General features: G+C 70.3%; 23 protein-coding genes. 16 read left to right on the top strand and 7 right to left on the bottom strand.

Annotation, left to right across the window (positions count from 1 at the left end; genetic code table 11):
• Positions 1 to 61 precede the first annotated feature (61 nt).
• A complete protein-coding gene (locus tag QSK34_RS30465) occupies positions 62 to 667 on the bottom strand; it encodes a TetR/AcrR family transcriptional regulator (RefSeq protein ID WP_285589098.1) in 606 nt (201 codons plus the stop codon).
• Between the two features lie 134 nt (positions 668 to 801).
• On the opposite strand from QSK34_RS30465, the gene QSK34_RS30460 reads away from it, so the two are divergent.
• From QSK34_RS30460 to QSK34_RS30435, 6 genes are all read left to right on the top strand, one after another.
• A complete protein-coding gene (locus tag QSK34_RS30460) occupies positions 802 to 2,367 on the top strand; it encodes a DHA2 family efflux MFS transporter permease subunit (RefSeq protein ID WP_285589096.1) in 1,566 nt (521 codons plus the stop codon).
• A gap of 70 nt (positions 2,368 to 2,437) precedes the next feature.
• The gene (locus tag QSK34_RS30455) at positions 2,438 to 2,701 is read left to right on the top strand and encodes a DUF3039 domain-containing protein (protein ID WP_030455569.1); all 264 of its coding nucleotides are present in this window, start codon (positions 2,438 to 2,440) and stop codon (positions 2,699 to 2,701) included.
• 81 nt (positions 2,702 to 2,782) lie between these two features.
• Positions 2,783 to 3,811 carry a zinc metalloprotease gene (locus tag QSK34_RS30450; RefSeq protein ID WP_285589094.1) on the top strand — a complete coding sequence of 343 codons (1,029 nt, stop codon included), beginning with the start codon at positions 2,783 to 2,785 and terminating at the stop codon, positions 3,809 to 3,811.
• 171 nt (positions 3,812 to 3,982) lie between these two features.
• On the top strand, positions 3,983 to 4,651 hold the full coding sequence (locus QSK34_RS30445) for a hypothetical protein (protein ID WP_285589093.1): 669 nt from the start codon (positions 3,983 to 3,985) through the stop codon (positions 4,649 to 4,651).
• A 129-nt stretch (positions 4,652 to 4,780) separates the two neighbouring features.
• Positions 4,781 to 6,529, top strand: a complete 1,749-nt coding sequence (locus QSK34_RS30440; protein WP_161481337.1) for a DEAD/DEAH box helicase — start codon at positions 4,781 to 4,783, stop codon at positions 6,527 to 6,529.
• Positions 6,526 to 7,026, top strand: a complete 501-nt coding sequence (locus QSK34_RS30435) for a GNAT family N-acetyltransferase (RefSeq protein ID WP_285589091.1) — start codon at positions 6,526 to 6,528, stop codon at positions 7,024 to 7,026. The genes QSK34_RS30440 and QSK34_RS30435 overlap by 4 nt, the downstream gene beginning before the upstream one ends.
• Positions 7,027 to 7,134: 108 nt before the next feature.
• Here QSK34_RS30435 and QSK34_RS30430 read toward each other — a convergent pair whose 3' ends face one another.
• The 4 genes from QSK34_RS30430 to QSK34_RS30415 form a co-directional block, all read right to left on the bottom strand.
• Entirely contained in the window at positions 7,135 to 7,971 is an 837-nt protein-coding gene (locus QSK34_RS30430; RefSeq protein ID WP_285589090.1) for an integrase, read from the bottom strand.
• Positions 7,972 to 8,038: 67 nt separating this feature from the next.
• Positions 8,039 to 8,548: a hypothetical protein gene (locus QSK34_RS30425; protein WP_285589089.1), complete on the bottom strand. Its 510-nt coding sequence runs from the start codon at positions 8,546 to 8,548 to the stop codon at positions 8,039 to 8,041.
• A 183-nt stretch (positions 8,549 to 8,731) separates the two neighbouring features.
• Positions 8,732 to 9,316 (bottom strand): nicotinamidase, encoded by a 585-nt coding sequence (locus QSK34_RS30420; RefSeq protein WP_285589088.1) that lies wholly within the window; start codon positions 9,314 to 9,316, stop codon positions 8,732 to 8,734.
• 61 nt (positions 9,317 to 9,377) lie between these two features.
• Entirely contained in the window at positions 9,378 to 10,655 is a 1,278-nt protein-coding gene (locus QSK34_RS30415; RefSeq protein WP_502875552.1) for a nicotinate phosphoribosyltransferase, read from the bottom strand.
• 39 nt (positions 10,656 to 10,694) lie between these two features.
• Here QSK34_RS30415 and clpS point away from each other — a divergent pair, with 39 nt between their 5' ends.
• From clpS to QSK34_RS30390, 5 genes are all read left to right on the top strand, one after another.
• Positions 10,695 to 10,982 (top strand): ATP-dependent Clp protease adapter ClpS, encoded by a 288-nt coding sequence (gene clpS, locus QSK34_RS30410; RefSeq protein WP_034385731.1) that lies wholly within the window; start codon positions 10,695 to 10,697, stop codon positions 10,980 to 10,982.
• Complete coding sequence (locus QSK34_RS30405) at positions 10,982 to 11,509, top strand: DUF2017 domain-containing protein (protein ID WP_285589087.1); 528 nt, start codon at positions 10,982 to 10,984, stop codon at positions 11,507 to 11,509. The genes clpS and QSK34_RS30405 overlap by 1 nt, the downstream gene beginning before the upstream one ends.
• A gap of 10 nt (positions 11,510 to 11,519) precedes the next feature.
• Positions 11,520 to 11,921 (top strand): M67 family metallopeptidase, encoded by a 402-nt coding sequence (locus tag QSK34_RS30400; RefSeq protein WP_161481333.1) that lies wholly within the window; start codon positions 11,520 to 11,522, stop codon positions 11,919 to 11,921.
• Positions 11,922 to 12,054: 133 nt separating this feature from the next.
• Complete coding sequence (locus tag QSK34_RS30395; protein WP_030455581.1) at positions 12,055 to 12,327, top strand: MoaD/ThiS family protein; 273 nt, start codon at positions 12,055 to 12,057, stop codon at positions 12,325 to 12,327.
• Between the two features lie 6 nt (positions 12,328 to 12,333).
• Positions 12,334 to 13,281 carry a PLP-dependent cysteine synthase family protein gene (locus QSK34_RS30390; protein ID WP_161481332.1) on the top strand — a complete coding sequence of 316 codons (948 nt, stop codon included), beginning with the start codon at positions 12,334 to 12,336 and terminating at the stop codon, positions 13,279 to 13,281.
• A gap of 62 nt (positions 13,282 to 13,343) precedes the next feature.
• Here QSK34_RS30390 and QSK34_RS30385 read toward each other — a convergent pair whose 3' ends face one another.
• Complete coding sequence (locus QSK34_RS30385; protein ID WP_285589086.1) at positions 13,344 to 15,014, bottom strand: DUF3352 domain-containing protein; 1,671 nt, start codon at positions 15,012 to 15,014, stop codon at positions 13,344 to 13,346.
• 83 nt (positions 15,015 to 15,097) lie between these two features.
• Positions 15,098 to 15,430, bottom strand: coding sequence for a hypothetical protein (locus tag QSK34_RS30380; RefSeq protein ID WP_161481330.1), 333 nt, complete (start codon positions 15,428 to 15,430; stop codon positions 15,098 to 15,100).
• 86 nt (positions 15,431 to 15,516) lie between these two features.
• On the opposite strand from QSK34_RS30380, the gene QSK34_RS30375 reads away from it, so the two are divergent.
• The 5 genes from QSK34_RS30375 to rdgB are packed head-to-tail and all read left to right on the top strand — an operon-like array spanning position 15,517 to position 19,264.
• Positions 15,517 to 16,311 carry a thioesterase family protein gene (locus QSK34_RS30375; protein WP_285589084.1) on the top strand — a complete coding sequence of 265 codons (795 nt, stop codon included), beginning with the start codon at positions 15,517 to 15,519 and terminating at the stop codon, positions 16,309 to 16,311.
• A 55-nt stretch (positions 16,312 to 16,366) separates the two neighbouring features.
• Entirely contained in the window at positions 16,367 to 17,188 is an 822-nt protein-coding gene (gene murI / locus QSK34_RS30370; protein WP_232320494.1) for a glutamate racemase, read from the top strand.
• Positions 17,185 to 17,937: an MBL fold metallo-hydrolase gene (locus QSK34_RS30365; protein ID WP_285589083.1), complete on the top strand. Its 753-nt coding sequence runs from the start codon at positions 17,185 to 17,187 to the stop codon at positions 17,935 to 17,937. Before murI ends, QSK34_RS30365 begins: the two co-directional genes overlap by 4 nt.
• 5 nt (positions 17,938 to 17,942) lie before the next feature.
• Complete coding sequence (gene rph / locus QSK34_RS30360) at positions 17,943 to 18,659, top strand: ribonuclease PH (protein WP_030455588.1); 717 nt, start codon at positions 17,943 to 17,945, stop codon at positions 18,657 to 18,659.
• Complete coding sequence (gene rdgB / locus QSK34_RS30355) at positions 18,656 to 19,264, top strand: RdgB/HAM1 family non-canonical purine NTP pyrophosphatase (protein WP_285589082.1); 609 nt, start codon at positions 18,656 to 18,658, stop codon at positions 19,262 to 19,264. Before rph ends, rdgB begins: the two co-directional genes overlap by 4 nt.
• Positions 19,265 to 19,288 lie beyond the last annotated feature (24 nt).

Raw genomic sequence — 19,288 nt, 5'->3', positions numbered from 1 at the left:
GCATCCTCGCCCCGGCGGCCGACGTTTCCGGGGCGTCCGCCGGGCCCTGGGGAAATCCGCGTCAGCGGTCCCAGCCGGCCACCATCAGCTCGTCGACCAGGGCGAAGGTGTCTTCCAAACGTTTGGTCATGCCGTCGAGGTCGCTCAGTTCCTCGATCGTGCAGTTCTCCAGGCCCACTCTGATCGTGCTCGTGAAGGTCGCCGTCACGAACTGGCTGCGCAGGTCGTCGGCGCCCCGGCGTCTGGCCACCTCTTCCAGGATCCGCTGTTCGTTGGCCAGCATCAGGCGCATCTGGCCCGCGAAGATGGTCGGGGTCGCCTCCACCACCTGTCTGGCCTTGAGGAAACGCTGCTTGTCCTCCGGCTCGCCGTCGCGCAGCAGCGCCACCGCGGCCCGCATGGCCTGCGCCAGCGCCGTAAAGGGGGACTCGGTTCCGGGACGGGCGTGGAGCTCCGATAGAAATACGTCCTGCGCGTCGGTGGCGGGGGCCAGCGCCACGTCCTCCTTCGAGCCGAAGTAGCGGAAGAACGTGCGGGGCGACACGTCGACCGCCGCGGCGATCTGGTCGATCGTCGTCGACTCGTAGCCCTGCTCCAGGAACAGGTCGAGGGCCGCGTCGATGAGCGCGACGCGTGTCTTGAGCTTCTTGCGCTCACGCAGACCCACCCCTGTCACCTCCTCGAAACATTCAGTTCACCATCTGCCAGTTGTCAGGATATGTCGGATAAAACACTTTGTCATCTGTCATGGACTGACATAATCTACGTCGCGTTGACTTTCTATCCGGGGGAGAACCCGTTATGTCACAGACCACCGCCCTGCCGAAGGAGGCGCAAGGCGAAGCCGGTCCAGCTCGTCCGTGGCTGACCCTGCTGGCCGTCTCGCTCGGCGTGATTATGGTGATGCTCGACGGCACCGTCGTCGCCATCGCCAACCCGGTCATCGGGGCCGAACTTCAGGCCTCGCTCGCCGACCTCCAGTGGGTCACCAGCGGATATCTGCTGGCCCTGGCGGTCTTCCTCATCACCGCCGGCAAGCTCGGTGACATCTTCGGGCACAAGCGGGTGTTCCTGATCGGTGTCGTCGGCTTCGCGCTGACCTCGCTGGCGATCGGCCTCACCTCGTCGATCGGCCCGCTGATCGCCTTCCGCGTGCTCCAGGGCCTCTTCGGCGCGCTGCTCCAGCCCGCCGCCCTCGCGCTGCTGCGCATGGCCTTCCCCGGCGACCGGCTCAACATGGCGATGGGTGCGTGGGGCGGCATCATCGGGCTGTCGTCGGCGGCCGGGCCGATCGTGGGCGGCCTGCTGGTCGAGCACGTCAGCTGGCAGTCGGTGTTCTTCATCAACGTGCCCGTCGGCGTCATCGCCCTCGCGGTCGGCTGGTGGGCGCTGAGCGAGAGCAAGGCCAAGTACCTCTCGAAGGTCGACTGGCTGGGCGTCGTACTGCTGTCGATCATGATGTTCTCGCTGGTCTGGGCGATCATCAAGGCCCCCGAATGGGGTTGGGGCGACACCGGCACCCTGGTCTCCCTCGCCGTCGCCGTGATCTTCCTCGTCGCGTTCCTCTGGTGGCAGAGCCGGGTCTCCCAGCCGTTGCTGCCGCTGGGCCTGTTCCGCAACGCGTCCTTCTCGGTCGGTACGACCCTGATGATCCTCACCGCGTTCTCCATGTTCGGCGCGATGTTCTTCCTGACCTTCTTCTTCCAGGGCGTCCACGGGTTGTCGCCGCTGGAGTCGGGCCTGCGCATGCTGCCGATGAGCGCCGGAATGATCGTCGCCTCGCCGCTGGCCGGGTTCCTCATCGGCAAGCTCGGGCCGCGGATCATGATCTCGGGCGGCATGCTCATCACCGCCGTCGCGATGTTCCTGATGTCGCGCCTGTCGATCGACGCGACGTTCGTCGACAGCGCCATCCCGTTCGTGCTGCTGGCCTTCGGTCTGTCGCCCGTCTTCGTCGGCGCCACCGAGATCATCGTCGGCAACGCCCCCGAGGAGCTCTCGGGTGTCGCGGGCGGCCTCCAGCAGTCGGCCATGCAGGTCGGCGGCGCGCTGGGCACCGCGATCCTCGGCGCGATCGTCGCGGCGAAGGTCTCCTCGGTGTACGAGGGCTACCTCGGCCCCGCCGCCCAGGCGTTCCCCCCGGACCAGCTCGCCGGGCTCAAGGACGCCGCCTCCTACGGCGCCGCCCCCCAGGGCCTGCCCGAGCAGATCGCGGGCGCGGTCACCAACGCCTCGCACCTGTCGTTCATGGACGGCCTCCACCTCGGCTTCGAGGTCAGCGCCGGCGTGGCGGTCTTCGCGGCGATCATCGCCCTGCTCGTGAAGGCGGGCCGCAAGACCGAGGGCGCCGCGGTGCACATCGGCTGAGAAACTCCCAAACGGTGGCTCCCATCCCTTTTTGGGGTGGGGGCCATCCGAGTTTGTAGACTCGGTTTCCGTGAGCAGTACGAAGATTCTTCCCGACCAGAAGACCGAGGTCGTCCCGCGCACGTCCCACGGCGGCGACGGCGACCACGAGCGGTTCAGCCACTACGCCGACCGGAACAAGGTCACCGAGAGCTACATCACGGGTGCGCCGGTCCGTGCGATCTGCGGCAAGGTGTGGGTGCCCAGCCGCGATCCGAAGAAGTATCCCGTCTGCCCCGAATGCAAGGAGATCTACGAGGGTCTCCCCAAGGGCGAGTCGGGCGACGACAAGTGACGGGTGTCACTCCACCTTGATCGACTCCGATGCGGCTAGCGTTCGAACTCTGGTCCGGACCGGTCGCATCGGGGGAATCGAATGGCCCGGCGTCTTCTCGCCGTCTCTTTGGCATGCGTTTTTTCACTGCTGGGCCCACCCGCCGAAGGCGCGGACCACGACCAGGCGCATGACCACGGGCACGACCACGCGCATGACCACGACTGCGCGTCGCCCGCTCGCACGTCCGGCCGCGCCGAGCCACGGCCGCTGACGGCCACCGAGTTCGCCCAGATGAACGCGGCCCTGCGCAACCACCCCGGGCCGATCCCCGCGACGGTGACCGTGCCGTTGTGGGTCCACGTGCTGACCGACGGCCAGACCGGCGCCCCCGACGCCGCGGTCCGCGAGCAGGTCAACGTGCTCAACCGGGCCTACGCGGGCGGCTACGGCGGCGCCGACACGGGCGTGCGGTTCGCGCTGCGCGGCATCACCCGCACCGAGAACCGCGACTGGTTCCGCAACCCGCTCGGCATGGAAGACCCCATGAAGTCCGGCCTGCGCAGGGGCGGCTCGGAGACCCTCAACCTGTACGTCTCCCAGCTCAGCGAACTCGTGCTGGGTTATGCGACCTATCCCAACTGGTACGCCGGCAACCCCAGCCAGGACGGCGTGGTCATCGACTGGCGCACCCTGCCCGGTGGGGCGCTGCGCAACTTCAGCCTGGGCTTCACCGGCGTCCACGAGATCGGCCACTGGCTGGGCCTCGTCCACACCTTCGAGAACGGCTGTTCCGAGCCGGGCGACTCCGTCGACGACACGCCGTTCCAGGCCACGCCGACCGAGGGTTGCCCCGAGAGGCGCGACTCGTGCACGGCGCCCGGCGAGGACCCGATCCACAACTTCATGGACTACGCGCACGACCGCTGCATGAACCAGTTCACCGCCGGACAGGGGCTGCGGATGCGGCGGGCGTGGGTGACCTACCGGGGCGGGGTCGCGGGGGCGCAGACGCGGTCGAGCATGGTGTCCGGGCTGCTCGGCACCCAGGCGGGCCAGGCGCCCATCGCGCCCCCTCGGCCCTACACGGGGATGGCCGGCTCGTTGTTCCTGCCGCGCGGGCGGGGCTGAGCCGTTTCGGCGGCCGGCCCGCGGGGCCGGTGGGCGCCGGATGCGGCCTTCATCGGGGACGGCGGGCGGGGCCGGGGTGGGCGGAGCCGTAACGGAACGAGGCTCTTGTCCTGATAGCGAAAACGTGATCTTTGTTGACGGCTGGGGCTCCGGCGTGACTGACTTGGCGGCATGGACGAGCGGAGGGTCTGGCCGCCCACCGACGACGCCGACGATCTGCCCCCTTCGGCCCGCTGGTACGGCACGCCCGCTCCACCGCCGCGCCGCATCCCCCGCAGGCTGCGCCGGCTCCTGCTGATCGCGCTGGTGTCCCTCGGCGCGGGGGCGGTCATCGGGGGCGTGGTGTTCTTCGTGCTGAACCGCCCCGAGGCCCCGGTCGAGACGGTGGCCGAAACGGTGCTGGTCACCGACCGGCTGGCCGGGCTCACCTACCCGATACCGGCGGGCTGGCACGAGGGCGCGCTCGCGCCCGTCACCGGGTTCACCTCGGTCGCCGTCAACGACGACCGCGCCACGGTGATGGCCCGTCCGGGAGACAAGCTCGACGCGGCCGATCCGCGCCCCGCGCTGCTGAAACTGGCCGAGACCTACTCGCGGCTGCTGCTGCACGGCGACACGATCGACGTCGTGGAGGACAAGAAGGTCGAGATCGGCGGACGCACCGGCCACACCCGCGCGGTGCGGGCCGGGTACCGCGACGTGGTGAACCAGCCGGCCTTCCTGCGGGTGACCGTGCTCACCGCGGAAGAGGGCCGCAGCGTCGTGATGCTGGGCCTCGCGCACCCCGACGACCCCGCCGCACGGCGCGAGATAGACACGATCATGACGGGCGCGCGATAGCACTTACCAGCGACGATGGCGAGGATCTCGCGGCCTCGGCACGTCTTGTCGGTGGGTCCGGCTAGTCTGTGGCCACGTGAGGGGAACCGATAGATACGGCAATGTCCGAGTGACCGGCGGGAGGCGCGCGTGAGCACGTCGGCCGCGTCCCACCTGTCGCCGTCATATCCCGACCGCGCCGCGTGGGGCACCGCCCCGAAGCTGCGCGCGTGGCAGCAGGAGGCGTTCGACCTCTACTTCACCCGCGAACCGCGCGACTTCCTGACGGTCGCGACCCCGGGCGCCGGTAAGACCACCTACGCGCTGCGCATCGCGAGCGAACTGCTGAGCCGGGGCGTCATCAAGGCCGTGACGATCGTCACGCCGACCGAACACCTCAAGCGCCAGTGGGCCGACGCCGCGGGCCGGGTCGGCATCGGCATCGACCCCGAGTTCAAGAACAGCCAGGGCGTCACCTCGCGCGACTACACGGGCGTCGCGGTGACCTACGCCCAGGTCGCGATGCATCCCGCGCTCCACCGCGCCCGCACCGAGGCCCGCAAGACGCTCGTCATCTTCGACGAGATCCACCACGCGGGCGACGCCAAGTCGTGGGGCGACGGCGTGCGCGAGGCGTTCGAACCGGCCACCCGCCGCCTCCAGCTGACCGGCACCCCGTTCCGCTCCGACGACAACCCGATCCCGTTCGTCGGCTACACCGAAGACGCCGAGGGCGCGCTGCGCAGCGTCTCCGACTACAGCTACGGCTACGGGCCCGCACTGGCCGACGGCGTCGTGCGGCCGGTCATCTTCCTCGCCTACAGCGGCGAGATGAAATGGCGCACCCGCGCCGGCGACGAGATCACCGCCACGCTCGGCACCCCGCTGACCAAAGACCAGCTCGGCCAGGCCTGGCGGGCCGCCCTCGACCCGAAGGGCGACTGGATCCGCCAGGTCATCCAGGCCGCCGACCGCCGCCTCACCGAGGTCCGGCGCGGCATGCCCGACGCGGGCGGCCTCATCATCGCCACCGACCACGAGGCGGCCCGCGCCTATGCCAAACACCTGCGCGCGGTGACGGGCGAGGGCGCGACGGTCGTGTTGTCCGACGACCCCGGGGCGTCCGCCAAGATCAAGGAGTTCAGCGCGTCGCAGCAGCGCTGGCTGGTGGCGGTCCGCATGGTGTCAGAAGGCGTCGACATCCCGCGCCTGGCCGTCGGCATCTACGCCACCAGCATCTCCACGCCGCTGTTCTTCGCGCAGGCCATCGGGCGTTTCGTGCGCATGCGCAAACGCGGCGAGACGGCGTCGGTGTTCGTCCCGTCGGTGCCGCTGCTGCTCAGCTTCGCGGCCGAGATGGAGGCCGAGCGCGACCACGTCCTGGGCCGCAAACGCGACGAAGACGGCCTCGACGACCTGCTCCTGGAGCAGGCCCAGCGCGAGCAGAAACAGCCCGACACGCTCGGCGACGAACTGCCCTTCCAGACGCTGGAAGCGTCGGCGACCTTCGACCGCGTCCTCTACGACGGCGGAGAGTTCGGCACGGCCGCCGCCGCCGGTTCCCCCGAAGAAGAAGACTTCCTCGGGCTCCCCGGCCTCCTGGAGCCCGAACAGGTGGCCTCGCTGCTGCGCAAGCGGCAGGCCGACCAGCAGGCGGCCGCCAGGAAGAAGCCCAAGGCCGCGCCGCCCGAGCTGGCCCCCCACGAGCAGATCGCCGAACTGCGCAAGGAGCTCAACGGGCTGGTCGGGGCGTGGAACCACCGCACCGGGCAGCCCCACGGGGTCATCCACGCCGAGCTGCGGCGGTCCTGCGGCGGGCCGGCCATCGCGCAGGCCACCGCCGACCAGATCCGCGAGCGCATCGCGATGATCCGCAAGTGGGCGGCCGGTCGTAAATGACGATCGAGATCGGGGTGGCGCGGGCCGACGACGGCGACGCGTTAGGGGAGATCCACGCCGCGGGCTGGATCGTCTACGAGCCGTTCTTCGAGCCGTCGTTCTACGAGAAGGCGGTGGCTCACCGGCGGGGGAAGTGGCACGCGGTGCTGGCCGAGGGGGCCGAGACGGTTCTCCTGGCCCGCCTTGAGGAGCGGCCGTTGGCGTTCTCCTACTTCGGCCCCTCCGCTCACCGGGCTTCCGCCGCGGAGATCTACGGCTTCTACGGTCATCCCGACGGGTGGGGGTCGGGGATCGCGGCGGCGCTGATGGCGGCGACGTTGTCGCGGATGGAGCGCGACGGGTTCGGGTCGGTCCATCTGTGGACGTTCCGGGACACGCCGCAATCGCGGCGGTTCTACCGGAAGACGGGGTTCGTCGAGTCGGGGGAGAGCCGGCGCCACGACTTCGGCGAGGGTGGGTTGATCGACCAGGTCGAATACGTGCGCGGGGTGCCTTAGGGAGTGGGGCGTTCGCGCAACGGGCCGCCGAGTGGGCGACGGTTGCGGTTAGGCCGCCTCCCGCGCGCGACCCCACCCGCCGACCGTGGCAGCGGCGTGCACGTGCGCTCAGCGGCCGCCGAGGTCGGTGCAGTAGGCGATGGTGGCGTCGTCCGGCCTCGTCGCGTGTTCTGCCTCCGCCTGCCGGACCTGGTCGACGAGTGCGGCGGGTCCGTTCGACGCCAGCACGGCGAGGGCGTGTGGCCAGCCGGTGAGACCGAAGAGGTCCACGATCCGGCCGGCGCCGTTGCTGAGCAGGACGGCGGCGGACAACTCCGAGACGGAGCGGCGCCCGGTGACCGCCTCGTCCGCCGCTCGCGGGTCGTCCTTGGCCACCCAGAAGCCCCCCGGCCGGTTTCGGCGGGCGCGCAGGTGGGCCAGGACGCGGTTGTACTCGTCGCTCCCTGGGATGGTGGCCGCCAGCTCGGGTTCGTAGGCGCGGCTGACGCTCAGCTCGCGGGGATCCGTGGTGACGATCGGTGGGCCGGCGGGTCGGTCGAGGGCGACGATCGTGTCACCCAGAACCAGGTGGTCGAGGTCGCCGCCCGACACCCGCAGCACGGCCACGGCCGCCGACGGGCTGACGGGATTCGTCACGTCGCAGGTGTGCCGGTGCACGTCCGTCACCTGGGTGATGGCCTCGGCGAGCAGCGCAGGAAGGCTCGAACCCGGAGCGAGTGACAACAGGGAGAGGAGGCTGCCGCCCAGCGTGTGGGCATACCAGGCCACTCCGTGTCGGCAGGTCGACTCGGCGCCGGGGATGCCGGCGCCGTCGACCACGACGGCCGCCGTGGGGGTGGCTCCGGTGAAGTCCTCGTTCACACGGCCGGGTCTGGCCGCGACGCTCACCATCGTCGCCTTCACACCACGGTCGCCCTTTCCCGCCTGGTCGCCAGTACCGATCATGAAGCTGAGGACGTCGGTTGTGCGACGATCCCGGCATCACCCGGTCCGTGGCCGGGCCGCGGTCAGGTCAGCCGTGGGTGATCGTCGGGATGCGTTCGCCGCTGCGGCCGTCGACCGCGACCCAGCGGTGCCGGGCCAGTTTGCGGGCGACGTCGACGAACGCCGTGCGCCCGTCGATGTTGACCGGGACCACCGACGCCCGGTGGTTTCCGACCAGGGCGCCTTCGTGCACCCACACCCGCAGGCGGTTGCCCTTCTCGCCCAGCACGACCGCCGCCGTGTCGCACTCGCCGATGACGGCGGGCCACAGGATGGTGACGTGGGTGCGGGAGAGGCGTACCTCATCCGGATGGGGGAGCCGGACCGGACAGGCCGACTCGGCCGGCGACGGCACCGGGCGCGGAGACATGATCGCCGCCACGGGCGGCGGTTCGGGGTGGTGCCCGGTGGACGCCATGACGATCGTCGCGCCTTCGAGGGCGACGATCCCCGCGACGGCGCCGAGGCGGTTGCGGAGCGGCTGACCGACCCCGAAGAGCAACCAGACGCAGACGGGCGTCAGCACCAACCACGACACACCAAGAGCAAGAGCAAACATGACCAGCCGCCGACCTAGACGATATTACGCCAGGTAAGCGTATCCCTACGTTGCGCAATGGCAACCCGAAGCCGAGAACCCGGTCCGTCGTCCGGCCTGTTGCGCGGATTGTGGTTCGATAGGCCGAAATTTCGGTCGGCCTCGGCCGCCCGACGCCGGGTGTCAGTCCTCGGGGTCGTCCGCCACGATCGGGTGGCCCGTCAACTCCACCCCGGCCGCCGCCATCTCGGTCATCGCCGCGTCCGTCGTGACCGGCATCACGCCCGCCGTCAGGTCGAGCAGCACCCGCACGTCGAACCCCTGCGCCCGCGCGTCGATCGCCGTGGCCCGCACGCAGTGGTCGGTCGCGATGCCCACCACGTCGACCCGGGACACCCCGCGCGTCCGCAACCACGAGGCCAGCGCGACCCCGTCGGAGGAGTGCCCCTCGAACCCGCTGTAGGCGGCGGCGTGGGCGCCCTTGCTGAAGATCTCTTCGATGGGCTCGGTGTCGAGGTTCTCGTGGAACTCCGCCCCCGACGTCCCCACCACGCAGTGGGCCGGCCAGGTCGTCATGAAGTCGGGGTCGAGGGCGAAGTGGGCGCCGGGGTCGACGTGGTAGTCGCGCGTCGCCACCACGTGGTCGTAGTCGCCCCGCGCCACGTGGACGCTGATGGCCGCGGCCACGCCCGCGCCGCCGGTCACGGCCAGGCTGCCGCCCTCGCAGAAGTCGTTCTGCACGTCGACGATCACAAGCGCGGTGGTCATACGTCCCAATCTAGAAGATCGCGGGAGACCGGCGTCGTCCTCATGCGCCGCTCTCCCGCGATCAGGAGAAAATAGTAGGCACAGCCGGGTCGCCCGGCGACAGGCTATGGGCGATTTGCGGCAATTCGCGCATCGACTCGTGATGCCGGGCGCGGGCGTCGTCCAGGGGCTCGCGGCCGATGATCTCGCCGCCGCTGACCAGGTGGGCGAGCAGCGGGCGGCCGAGGGAGTCGTCGGGGCGGTTGGAGACGATCTCCTCGACCGCGATCCCGTCCTCCAGGGAACGGTAGGCCCACTTGCGGCCGCCCCGGCTCGGCTTGCCCACCGAGGTCTTGGCGACCGGCTTCATGGTCCCGGTCAGGTCCTCGCGGTCGACCAGCTTGTAGACCAGGTTCGCCGTGGGGGCGCCCGAGCCCGTCACCAGTTTCGTCCCGACGCCGTAGCCGTCGACGGGGGCCACGGCCAGGGCGGCGATGGCGTGCTCGTCGAGGTCGCCCGTCACCACGATCCGGGTGCGGTCGGCGCCGAGAGAGTCGAGCTGGCGCCTGACCTCGATGGCGACCACGCCCAGGTCACCCGAGTCGATCCGGACCGCGCCCAGGTCGCCGCCGGCCAGCTTCACGGCGGTCCGCACGGCCTCCTCCACCGAATAGGTGTCGACCAGCAGGGTCGTCGCGGGCCCGAGGGAGTCGATCTGGGCGCGGAAGGCGGCCTCCTCCGAGTCGTGGAGCAGGGTGAAGGCGTGGGCGCTGGTGCCGGCCGTCGGGATGCCGAACTCGCGGCCGGCCTGGAGGTTGGAGGTGGTCGCGAAGCCGCACAGGTAGGCGGCGCGGGCGGCGGCGACGGCGGCCCTCTCGTGGGTGCGGCGGGAGCCCATCTCGATCAGCGGGCGTCCCTGGGCCGCGCGGGTCATGCGGGAGGCGGCCGAGGCGATCGCGCAGTCGTGGTTGAGGATCGACAGGATCACCGTCTCCAGGACCACCGCCTCGGCGAAGGTGCCCTCGACGACCATGATCGGGGAGCCCGGGTAGTACGTCTCACCTTCGCGGTAGCCGTACACATCCCCGGAGAAACGGAAGTCGGCGAGGAACGACAGGGTCGGCGGGTCGACGATGGTCTCCAGGAACTCCAGCTCCGGGTCGCCGAAGCGGAACTCCTCGATGGCGGTGAGGACCCGGCCGGTGCCTGCGACGACGCCGTAGCGGCGGCCTGCGGGCAGGCGGCGGGCGAAGACCTCGAACACCGCCCGGCGATGGGCGGTGCCGCCGGCCAGCGCCGCCCGCAACATGGTCAACTCATACATGTCTGTTAGCAAGGCCGAGCTCATGGACGTTTGCACGAGTCGAGACTACGACCGCGGTGAGGCAGGATTGGGGATGTGGGTAGCACCGCTCCGATCGAGGTTGAGCGTCCGAAAGCTGACGTTCGCCCAGATTTGCCGTGGGTGACCATCGTCTGGAATGACCCGGTCAACCTCATGTCCTATGTGACCTATGTCTTCCAGAGCGTCTTCGGCTACGCCCGGGAGAAGGCCGAGAAGCTCATGCTCGACGTCCACCACAAGGGCCGGGCCGTCGTGTCGAGCGGCACGCGGGAGGAGATGGAGCGCGACGTCCAGACCCTCCACTCCTACGGCCTCTGGGCGACCCTGCAGAAGGACGGCTGATGGGTCACGGTTTCAGGGCGACGCGCGAGGGCGTGTCGGTCCATCTCGACGCGGCCGAGGCAGGCGTGCTCCGGTCGCTGGTGGCCTCGATGGTGCTCGACGTGGTCGAGCCGGGGGAGACCGGCGACGACCCGCTGGAGCGGGCGCTGCGCATCGGGCCCGCCACCGAGCCGACCGATCCGGTGCTCGCCCGGCTCTTCCCGTCGGCCTACGCCGACGACGACGCCGCCTCCGCCGAGTTCCGCCGCTACACCGAGGGTGATCTGCGCGACGCCAAGCGGGCCGACGCGCTCACGCTGATCGAGACCGCCGCCGGCGGCAAGGTGACGCTGACCACCGAACAGGCCCAGGCCTGGTTGCGCGCCCTCAACGACCTCCGGCTAGTGCTGGGTGTACGTCTTGAGGTCACCGAGGACACCCATGAGGAGATCGCCGGGATGGCCGACGACGACCCGCGCTACCCGGCCTTCGTCACCTACGACTGGCTGACCTACCTGCAGGACACCCTCGTCCAGGCCCTTTGGTAGGTTCGCGACCATGCTGACGATCTCGCGCGAACTGGTCGACCGGATCATCGCCCACGCGACGGCGGACCATCCCGACGAGGCCTGCGGCGTCATCGCCGGGCGGGCCGGGGTGCCCGAGCGGTTCGTCCCGATGGAGAACGCCGAGCGCTCTCCCACGTTCTACCGGTTCGACTCGATGGAGCAGTTCCGCGTCTGGCGTGAGATGGACGACAACGACGAGGAGCCCGTCGTGATCTACCACTCCCACACGGCCACCGAGGCCTACCCCTCGCGCACCGACGTCTCCTACGCGTCGGAGCCGGGCGCCCACTACGTCCTCTACTCCACCGCGCTCGCCCAGTTCCGGTCGTTCCGGATCGTTGACGGCGTGATCGAGGAGGAGGACGTAAAGATCCTGGAACCGGGCGTTTAAAATGGATGTCATGTCCCTGGGCGTGCAACCGTACCTCTTCGCGCACTCTCCTTCCGTCGTGGTCTACGACTGTCATTGACGTTCACATTTCCCCGTACACCACAGACCTGAAGACAAGAAGAGAGAACGAGACATGGCCATCGAGGTCCGCATCCCGACCATCCTGCGCACCTACACCGACGGCGCCAAGGCCGTCGACGCCTCCGGCGCCACGATCGAAGAGCTGATCGGCGACCTGGAGGCCCGGCACCCGGGGATCAAGGCCCGGCTCGTCGAGAACGACAAGCTCCGCCGGTTCGTGAACGTCTACCTCAACGACGAGGACGTCCGGTTCCTCGGCGGGCTCGGCACCCCCGTCTCCGACGGCGACACGGTCACCGTGCTCCCCGCCGTCGCCGGTGGCTGATCACCCATGCGCTTCGACTCGCTGATCGAGTCGGTCGGCCGCACCCCGCTCGTCGGGCTGCCCCGCCTCTCGCCGTCGCCCGACGTGCGGATCTGGGCCAAGCTCGAAGACCGCAACCCGACCGGCTCGATCAAAGACCGGCCCGCCCTGTGGATGATCGAGCAGGCCGAGAAGGACGGGGTGCTCACCCCCGGCTGCACGATCCTCGAACCGACCTCCGGCAACACCGGCATCTCGCTGGCGATGTCGGCCCGGCTCAAGGGTTACAAGCTGATCTGCGTCATGCCCGAGAACACCTCCGAGGAGCGCCGCCAGCTGCTCCGCATGTACGGCGCCGAGATCATCTCGTCGCCCGCGGCGGGCGGCTCCAACGAGGCGGTCCGGGTGGCCAAGGGCCTGGCGGCCGAACACCCCGACTGGATCATGCTCTACCAGTACGGCAACCCGGCCAACTGGCGCTCCCACTACGAGTCGACCGGTCCCGAGATCCTCGACGACCTGCCGACGGTCACCCACTTCGTGGCGGGCCTGGGCACGACCGGCACCCTCATGGGCGTCGGCCGCTACCTGCGGGAGCACAAGCCCGACGTCAAGATCGTGGCCGCCGAGCCCCGTTACGGCGAGCTCGTCTACGGCCTGCGCAACGTCGACGAGGGCTTCATCCCGGAGATCTACGACGAGTCGGTGCTGACCACCCGCTACTCGGTGACCTCGGCCGACGCCCTCAAGCGCACGCGTGAGCTGCTGGCCACCGAGGGCATCTTCGCCGGCATCTCCACCGGCTGCGCCCTCCACGCCGCCATCGGCATGGGCCGCAAGGCCGTGCAGGAGGGCGAGCGGGCCGACATCGTGTTCGTGGTCGCCGACGGCGGCTGGAAGTACCTGTCGACCGGCGCCTACGAGGGCACCCTCGACGAGGCCGAAGACCGCCTCGAAGGGCAGCTCTGGGCCTGACCCGCGGATACACGAGAAGGGCCCCGCCTCCCTGAGAGTTGAGGCGGGGCCCTTCCCTTATGTCAATTGAACAGCACGCGCAGGGAGAAGTTCGCGTCGCTCCCCGAAGTTCCGCCGCTCATGCCCACCGCGCGGAGCACCTGGAGGTTGGCCTTGTCCTCCTCCGACATGCCCTGCAGGTAGAGGTTCTCGATCTTGTCGAGGTCGACGAACAGTCCGAACCCGGCCGAGTCGGCGTTCGGGACCGCGGTCTGGAAGGTTTCGCTGTCGGCCAGCGTGCCGCCCGCGGCGAGCTTGTTCGCGTAGTCCTGGTTGGTGGCCACGACCAGCTTGCCCTCGCCGGGGGCCTTGGCGAGCTGGAGCGGCTGACCGGCGACGGCGAGCGCCTGCTCGACCTTGGTCAGCACCTCGCCGGCCTTGGCCGGGTCGGTGGCCAGCACGGCGCCGGCGTTCGGCATGTTGCCGTCGAGGCCCTGCGAGTCGATCGCGACGGTGATGCTGTCGCCGAGCAGGGTGGCCAGGTCGTCGGGCAGGGTCAGGCCGAACTGCTGCTGGGCCTGGGTGACGAACTGGCTGAACTGGGCGCCGCCGCCGGTGCTCTCCACCGACTTCACGATCTGGTCCCAGCCGCCCTTGACGCCCTCGCCGAGGCCCGAGATGGCCAGCGCCCCGGCGGTGGTGTCGGGCAGCTCGCCCAGCTTCACCGGGCTGGTCTGCACGGTGACCGGGCTCTTGACGCCGCGGGTGATGGCGGCGAGTTCCGCGTAGGAGCCGTCGAACCGCAGCGCCCCCGCGAAGCGGCCGTTCTTCAGCTGGTCGGTCAGGGCCGGGTCGGCGACCTGGGCGCCGCCCATCGCGGCGAGCTGGCCGAGGTCGCCCCAGAAGGAGAGCACACCCGGCTCGCCGAGGGCCTCCATGTCGGCGGTGAAGTTGGCCGACTCGGCCAGGGTGGGGCCGGTGGCGTACTTGTCGGCCTCCGCCTGGGTGGGGGAGACGATGGCGTAGTCGCCGCGGATGACCATGCCGGTCTTGGTGCCGGAGCCGGCGTCGAGCTTGGCGATGCCGGCGCGGGCCGCGTTGGCGTCCTTCACCTGGATCGCGAGGGCGAAGCCGGGCTCGTTCGCGTCCTTCCCGGGCATGACGGCGAAGCCGATGCGGTCGCCGAGCCAGGGCTCGATGTCGGCCGCGTAGTCGATGTCCTTGAAGTTCTCGTTGTCCGAGGAGATGGCCTTGAAGAGGGCCTCACGCGGGTCGTCGCCGGAGAAGGCGTCCTTGGTGGCGGTGAACTTGCGGGCGATGCTGAACAGGGCCAGCTTCTGGTTGGCGGCCGGGTCGAGGTCGATCCGGGCGTAGGCCAGGGCGCCGGCCGGGAGCACCTCGGCGGGCTGCGCGCCGCCGCCGCTCAGGGCGGAGAAGGCCCACACGCCGCCGCCGCCGACCAGGCCGACGAGCACGGCGACGATCACGGCGATGATGGCGCCCTTGGGGCCGCGCTTCTGGACGGGGGCGTGCACCACGGGGGGCAGGTCGTAGCCCAGTTCCTCGGGCTGGCGCCACTGGCCCTGCTGCGGGGGCTGCTGGGGGGCGTACATCTGCTGGGTGCCGCCGAAGTCGATCCGGGTCGGCTCTACGTGCGGCTGCGGCTGCTGCTGCGGCGTGCGGTAGTTGATGGTCCGGTCCGGGTCTCCGCCGCTGACGTCAAAGGGGAAACCGGGGGGGTTCTCGGCAGGCATGGGGTCAACTCGCAAAGTGGGGTGATCTCCGACGAGTCTGAAAGTATGCCGTGCCGGTAGCGAATCGCTTGCAGCCTTCTTGACTATTGGCGCTTAAGGACATCTTTCGGCTCTTTGAGGTGCACTTCTCCTGTATCGCTGGTTTCCACCAGATCCCAGGGGACGACCAGGCTGCGGGCGTACAGGAGCCGGGTGAGTTGCTGCAGGGTGCCGTTGACCCGGCCGCTCGCGTCGCGGTGCACGCCGAGGAGGAACTGCGCCCGGGTGGCCGACACGACCAGCCCGGCGGTCTCGGGTTCGGCGCTCTTCTTGAACGGGTTGCGGCTGCCGGTGACCATGCGCACGTCCACCACGTGACCGACCCACACCCCGCGCACGTCCCAAACGCACTGACCGATCAGTTCCCGTCCCGTCATGGCCGGTGAATGCCCGGATCTCCCTGTACGGACGGCTATGGACCAGTCAAGATACAGTGTTCCAGAACAACATTCGGGAGGGTGCGTTGAGCGGTTTCGGGGAGGCGACCCGGGCGGTCCGGGTCGGCGAGGGCGTCTACGACGTGTGCCTCGACGAGGGCTACTCGGTCGGCGGCCCGCTGAACGGCGGATATCTGATGGCCGTGCTGCTGCGGGCGGCGGTCGACGACTCGCCGCACGAGCACCCGGTCTCGACCGGCGCCCAGTTCCTGCGGTCCGGGCGGCCGGGCCCGGCCCGGGTGACGGTCGAGCAGGTGAAGACCGGCAAGACGACGACGATCAGCCGCGCCTCGCTCGTCGGCGCCGACGGCCCGATCCTGGAGACGCTGGTCACCACCGCGACCCTCGACCCGCTGGCCGAGCCGGTCTACCTGGGCGAGCCGTCCCACCCGATGCCGCCGCCCGAGGCCTGCCTGCCGCTGCCCGAGCCGAAGCCCGAGTCGAACATGTACCTGAACGGCCAGATGGAGCTGCTGTTCGACCCGCCCACCGTCGGCTGGCTGACCGGCGAGCCGACCGGCCGCCCCGAGTCGCGCGCCTACTTCCGGCTGCGGCACGGCCAGGAGCCCGACCCGTACGTGCTGGCCCTGGCGGTCGACGCGCTGCCCCCGGTGGTCTTCAGCGCGGGCCTGCGCGGCTGGGCCCCGACGGTCGAGCTCACCTGGCACCTGCGCGCCCTGCCGGCCCCCGGCTGGCTCACCGTCCTCGCCTCCGGGCGGATGGTCGGCGACGGCTGGTTCGACGAGGACGCCGAGGTGTGGGACTCCGCCGGACGCCTCGTCGCGCAGTCGCGGCAGCTCGCGAGGGTGGGACGCGGCTGAAGAGTGTGCTCGGTGTCACGGGGACGCGCCGCATGATCGGCCATAAGCTGACTCCGTGGTGGAGAGTTATGGTCAGGGGTCCATCGGGATCTTCGACAGCGGTTTCGGGGGGCTGACCGTAGCCCGCGCGATCATCGACCAGTTGCCCAACGAACCGGTCTTCTACGTCGCCGACACGGCCCGCCAGCCCTACGGCCCCAAGCGCATCGCCGAGGTCAGGTCCTACGCCCTGGAGCTGCTCGACCATCTGGTGTCCCACGACGTCAAGATGCTCGTGATCGCGTGCAACACGGCCAGCGCGGCGGTGCTGCGCGACGCGCGCGAGCGCTACCGGGTGCCGGTCGTCGAGGTCATCCAGCCGGCCACCCGGCGGGCGGCGTCGGCGACCCGCAACGGGAAGGTCGGGGTGATCGGCACCCAGGCCACCATCGCCTCGATGGCCTACCAGGACGCGTTCGCCGCCGCGCCCCACGTCGAGCTGGTCGGGGTCGCCGCGCCGCGCCTGGTCGAGTTCGTCGAACGGGGCGAGACCGAGAGCGAGGCCGTCATCGAGGCGGTGCGCGAATACCTGACGCCCATCCTCGACGCCGGCTGCGACACCCTCATCCTCGGGTGCACCCACTATCCGCTGCTGCTCGGCGCGATCTCCTACGTCGCCGGCGACGGCGTCACGCTCGTGTCGAGCGCCGAGGAGACCGCCAAAGACGTCTTCCGGGTGCTGCGCGACCGAGGCCTGGTGCGGGCCTCGGGCGTGCCCGCCCACCGGTTCGGCACGACCGGCGACACCCTGCTGTTCGAGACCCTCGGGCGGCGGTTCCTCGGGCCGGAGATCCAGGCGGTCGAACTGGCCGCGCCCGTGTTCGGAGGAACAGCGTGAAACTGACCGTCGTCGGCTGCTCCGGCAGCTTCCCCGGCCCGGCGAGCCCGTCGTCCTGCTACCTGTACGAGGCCGAGGGCTTCCGGATGCTGGTCGACTTCGGCAACGGCTCCCTGGGCGCGCTGCAGCGTCACGTCAGCCCGTTCGAGATCGACGCGATCTGCCTGTCCCACCTGCACGCCGACCACTGCCTCGACATGTGCAGCTACCACGTCGTCCGCAGCTACGGCCCCGGCGCCCCCTTTCCCAAGATCCCCGTGTACGCCCCCGCCATGGCCCCCGCGCGGTTGAACGCCGCCTACGGGATGCCGCAGGAGCCCACGATGGAGACCGCCTTCGACTTCACGGCCCTGTCGCCGGGCACGTTCGAGATCGGCCCCTTCCAGGTCACCGCGGCCCTGGTCAACCACCCCGTGGAGACCTACGGCCTGCGCGTCGCCCACGGCGGCCGCTCGGTCACCTACTCGGCCGACACCGGCGAGTGCGACGCCCTCGTCGGCCTGGCCGGCGACACCGACCTGCTGCTCTGCGAGGCCTCGTTCCTCGACGGGCCCGGCAACCCGCCCGACCTCCACCTGACCGGCCGCCAGGCGGCCGAGCACGCCGCCAAGGCCGGGGCCGGGAGGCTGGTCCTCACCCACCTGGTGCCCTGGCACGACGACGCGCGCGTGCGCGCCGACGCCGACCGGGGCGGCTATTCGGGCGAGATCGAGTTGGCCCGATCCGGTGCGGTCTATGACCTAGGGTGAGGCCCATGGCTCGCACTGATGGACGTTCGCCCGACCAGCTCCGGCCGGTGACGATCACGCGGAACTGGCTGGCCCACGCCGAGGGGTCGGTCCTGGTCGAATTCGGCGGCACGAAGGTGCTCTGCGCCGCCTCCGTCGAGAGCGGGGTGCCGCGCTGGCGCAAGGGCAGCGGCCTCGGCTGGGTGACCGCCGAATACGCGATGTTGCCGCGCGCCACCAACACCCGCGGTGAGCGTGAGTCGGTGCGCGGCAAGATCGGCGGCCGGACCCACGAGATCTCCCGGCTGATCGGCCGGTCCCTGCGGGCCTGCGTCGACTACAAGGCGCTCGGCGAGAACTCGATCGTGCTCGACTGCGACGTGCTCCAGGCCGACGGCGGCACCCGCACGGCCGCGATCACCGGCGCCTACGTCGCGCTGGCCGACGCGATCGCCTGGATGCGCAAGAAGCGCATGTGCCCCGGCGACCCGCTGGTCGACTCGGTCGCCGCCGTCTCGGTCGGCATCGTCGGCACCACCCCGCTGCTCGACCTCTGCTACGTCGAGGACGTCAAGGCCGAGACCGACATGAACGTCGTGATGACCGGCAAGGGCGCGTTCGTCGAGGTGCAGGGCACCGCCGAAGGGGCGCCGTTCGACCGCGCGACCCTCAACGAACTGCTCGACCTGGCCACGCTCGGCTGCGCCGAGCTGACCGAGCTCCAGAAGGCCGCGCTCGCATGACCAAGCTGCTCCTCGCCACCCGCAACCAGGGCAAGATCGTCGAACTGCGGCGCATCCTCGAAGAGGCCGCGCTGCCGATCGAGCTCGTCGGCCTGGAGGCCTTCCCCGAGATCGGCGACGTCGCCGAGACCGGTCTGACCTTCGCCGAGAACGCGCTGCTCAAGGCCCACACCGTGGCCCGGCAGAGCGGCCTGCCCTGCATCGCCGACGACTCGGGCCTGTGCGTCGACGCCCTCAACGGCATGCCCGGCATCTTCTCGGCCCGCTGGTCGGGCGGCCACGGCGACGACAAGGCCAACCTCGACCTGCTGCTGGCCCAGATCAACGACGTGCCCGACGACCGCCGCCAGGCCCACTTCGCGTGCGTGGCGGCGCTCGCGCTGCCGTCGGGCGAGGAGCGGGTGGTCGAAGGCGTCATGCACGGCCACGTGATCCGGGCGCCCCGGGGCACCATGGGGTTCGGCTACGACCCGATCTTCGTCCCCGACGGCGAGACCCGCACGACCGCCGAGATGCCCCCCGCCGAGAAGGACGCGATCTCCCATCGCGGCATCTCGATGCGGGCGATGGTGCCGGTCCTGGCCGAGGTGTTCTCGGTTTCGTAAGAACTTGGGGCTCCCGTACGAACA

This window comes from Herbidospora sp. NBRC 101105 (assembly GCF_030269205.1).
In the GTDB taxonomy this organism is placed as follows: domain Bacteria; phylum Actinomycetota; class Actinomycetes; order Streptosporangiales; family Streptosporangiaceae; genus Herbidospora; species Herbidospora solisilvae.
This window is presented reverse-complemented; position numbering and strand designations above follow the sequence as displayed.

Bases quoted from the DNA above. Each gene is read 5' to 3' on its own strand.
- QSK34_RS30460 (WP_285589096.1), top strand. From the start codon at position 802: ATGTCACAGACCACCGCCCTGCCGAAGGAGGCGCAAGGCGAAGCCGGT.
- QSK34_RS30450 (WP_285589094.1), top strand. From the start codon at position 2,783: ATGGCCCGGCGTCTTCTCGCCGTCTCTTTGGCATGCGTTTTTTCACTG.
- QSK34_RS30445 (WP_285589093.1), top strand. From the start codon at position 3,983: ATGGACGAGCGGAGGGTCTGGCCGCCCACCGACGACGCCGACGATCTG.
- QSK34_RS30435 (WP_285589091.1), top strand. From the start codon at position 6,526: ATGACGATCGAGATCGGGGTGGCGCGGGCCGACGACGGCGACGCGTTA.
- QSK34_RS30430 (WP_285589090.1), bottom strand. From the start codon at position 7,971: ATGATCGGTACTGGCGACCAGGCGGGAAAGGGCGACCGTGGTGTGAAG.
- QSK34_RS30420 (WP_285589088.1), bottom strand. From the start codon at position 9,316: ATGACCACCGCGCTTGTGATCGTCGACGTGCAGAACGACTTCTGCGAG.
- QSK34_RS30405 (WP_285589087.1), top strand. From the start codon at position 10,982: ATGGGTCACGGTTTCAGGGCGACGCGCGAGGGCGTGTCGGTCCATCTC.
- QSK34_RS30400 (WP_161481333.1), top strand. From the start codon at position 11,520: ATGCTGACGATCTCGCGCGAACTGGTCGACCGGATCATCGCCCACGCG.
- QSK34_RS30395 (WP_030455581.1), top strand. From the start codon at position 12,055: ATGGCCATCGAGGTCCGCATCCCGACCATCCTGCGCACCTACACCGAC.
- QSK34_RS30390 (WP_161481332.1), top strand. From the start codon at position 12,334: ATGCGCTTCGACTCGCTGATCGAGTCGGTCGGCCGCACCCCGCTCGTC.
- QSK34_RS30385 (WP_285589086.1), bottom strand. From the start codon at position 15,014: ATGCCTGCCGAGAACCCCCCCGGTTTCCCCTTTGACGTCAGCGGCGGA.
- QSK34_RS30380 (WP_161481330.1), bottom strand. From the start codon at position 15,430: ATGACGGGACGGGAACTGATCGGTCAGTGCGTTTGGGACGTGCGCGGG.
- rph (WP_030455588.1), top strand. From the start codon at position 17,943: ATGGCTCGCACTGATGGACGTTCGCCCGACCAGCTCCGGCCGGTGACG.
- rdgB (WP_285589082.1), top strand. From the start codon at position 18,656: ATGACCAAGCTGCTCCTCGCCACCCGCAACCAGGGCAAGATCGTCGAA.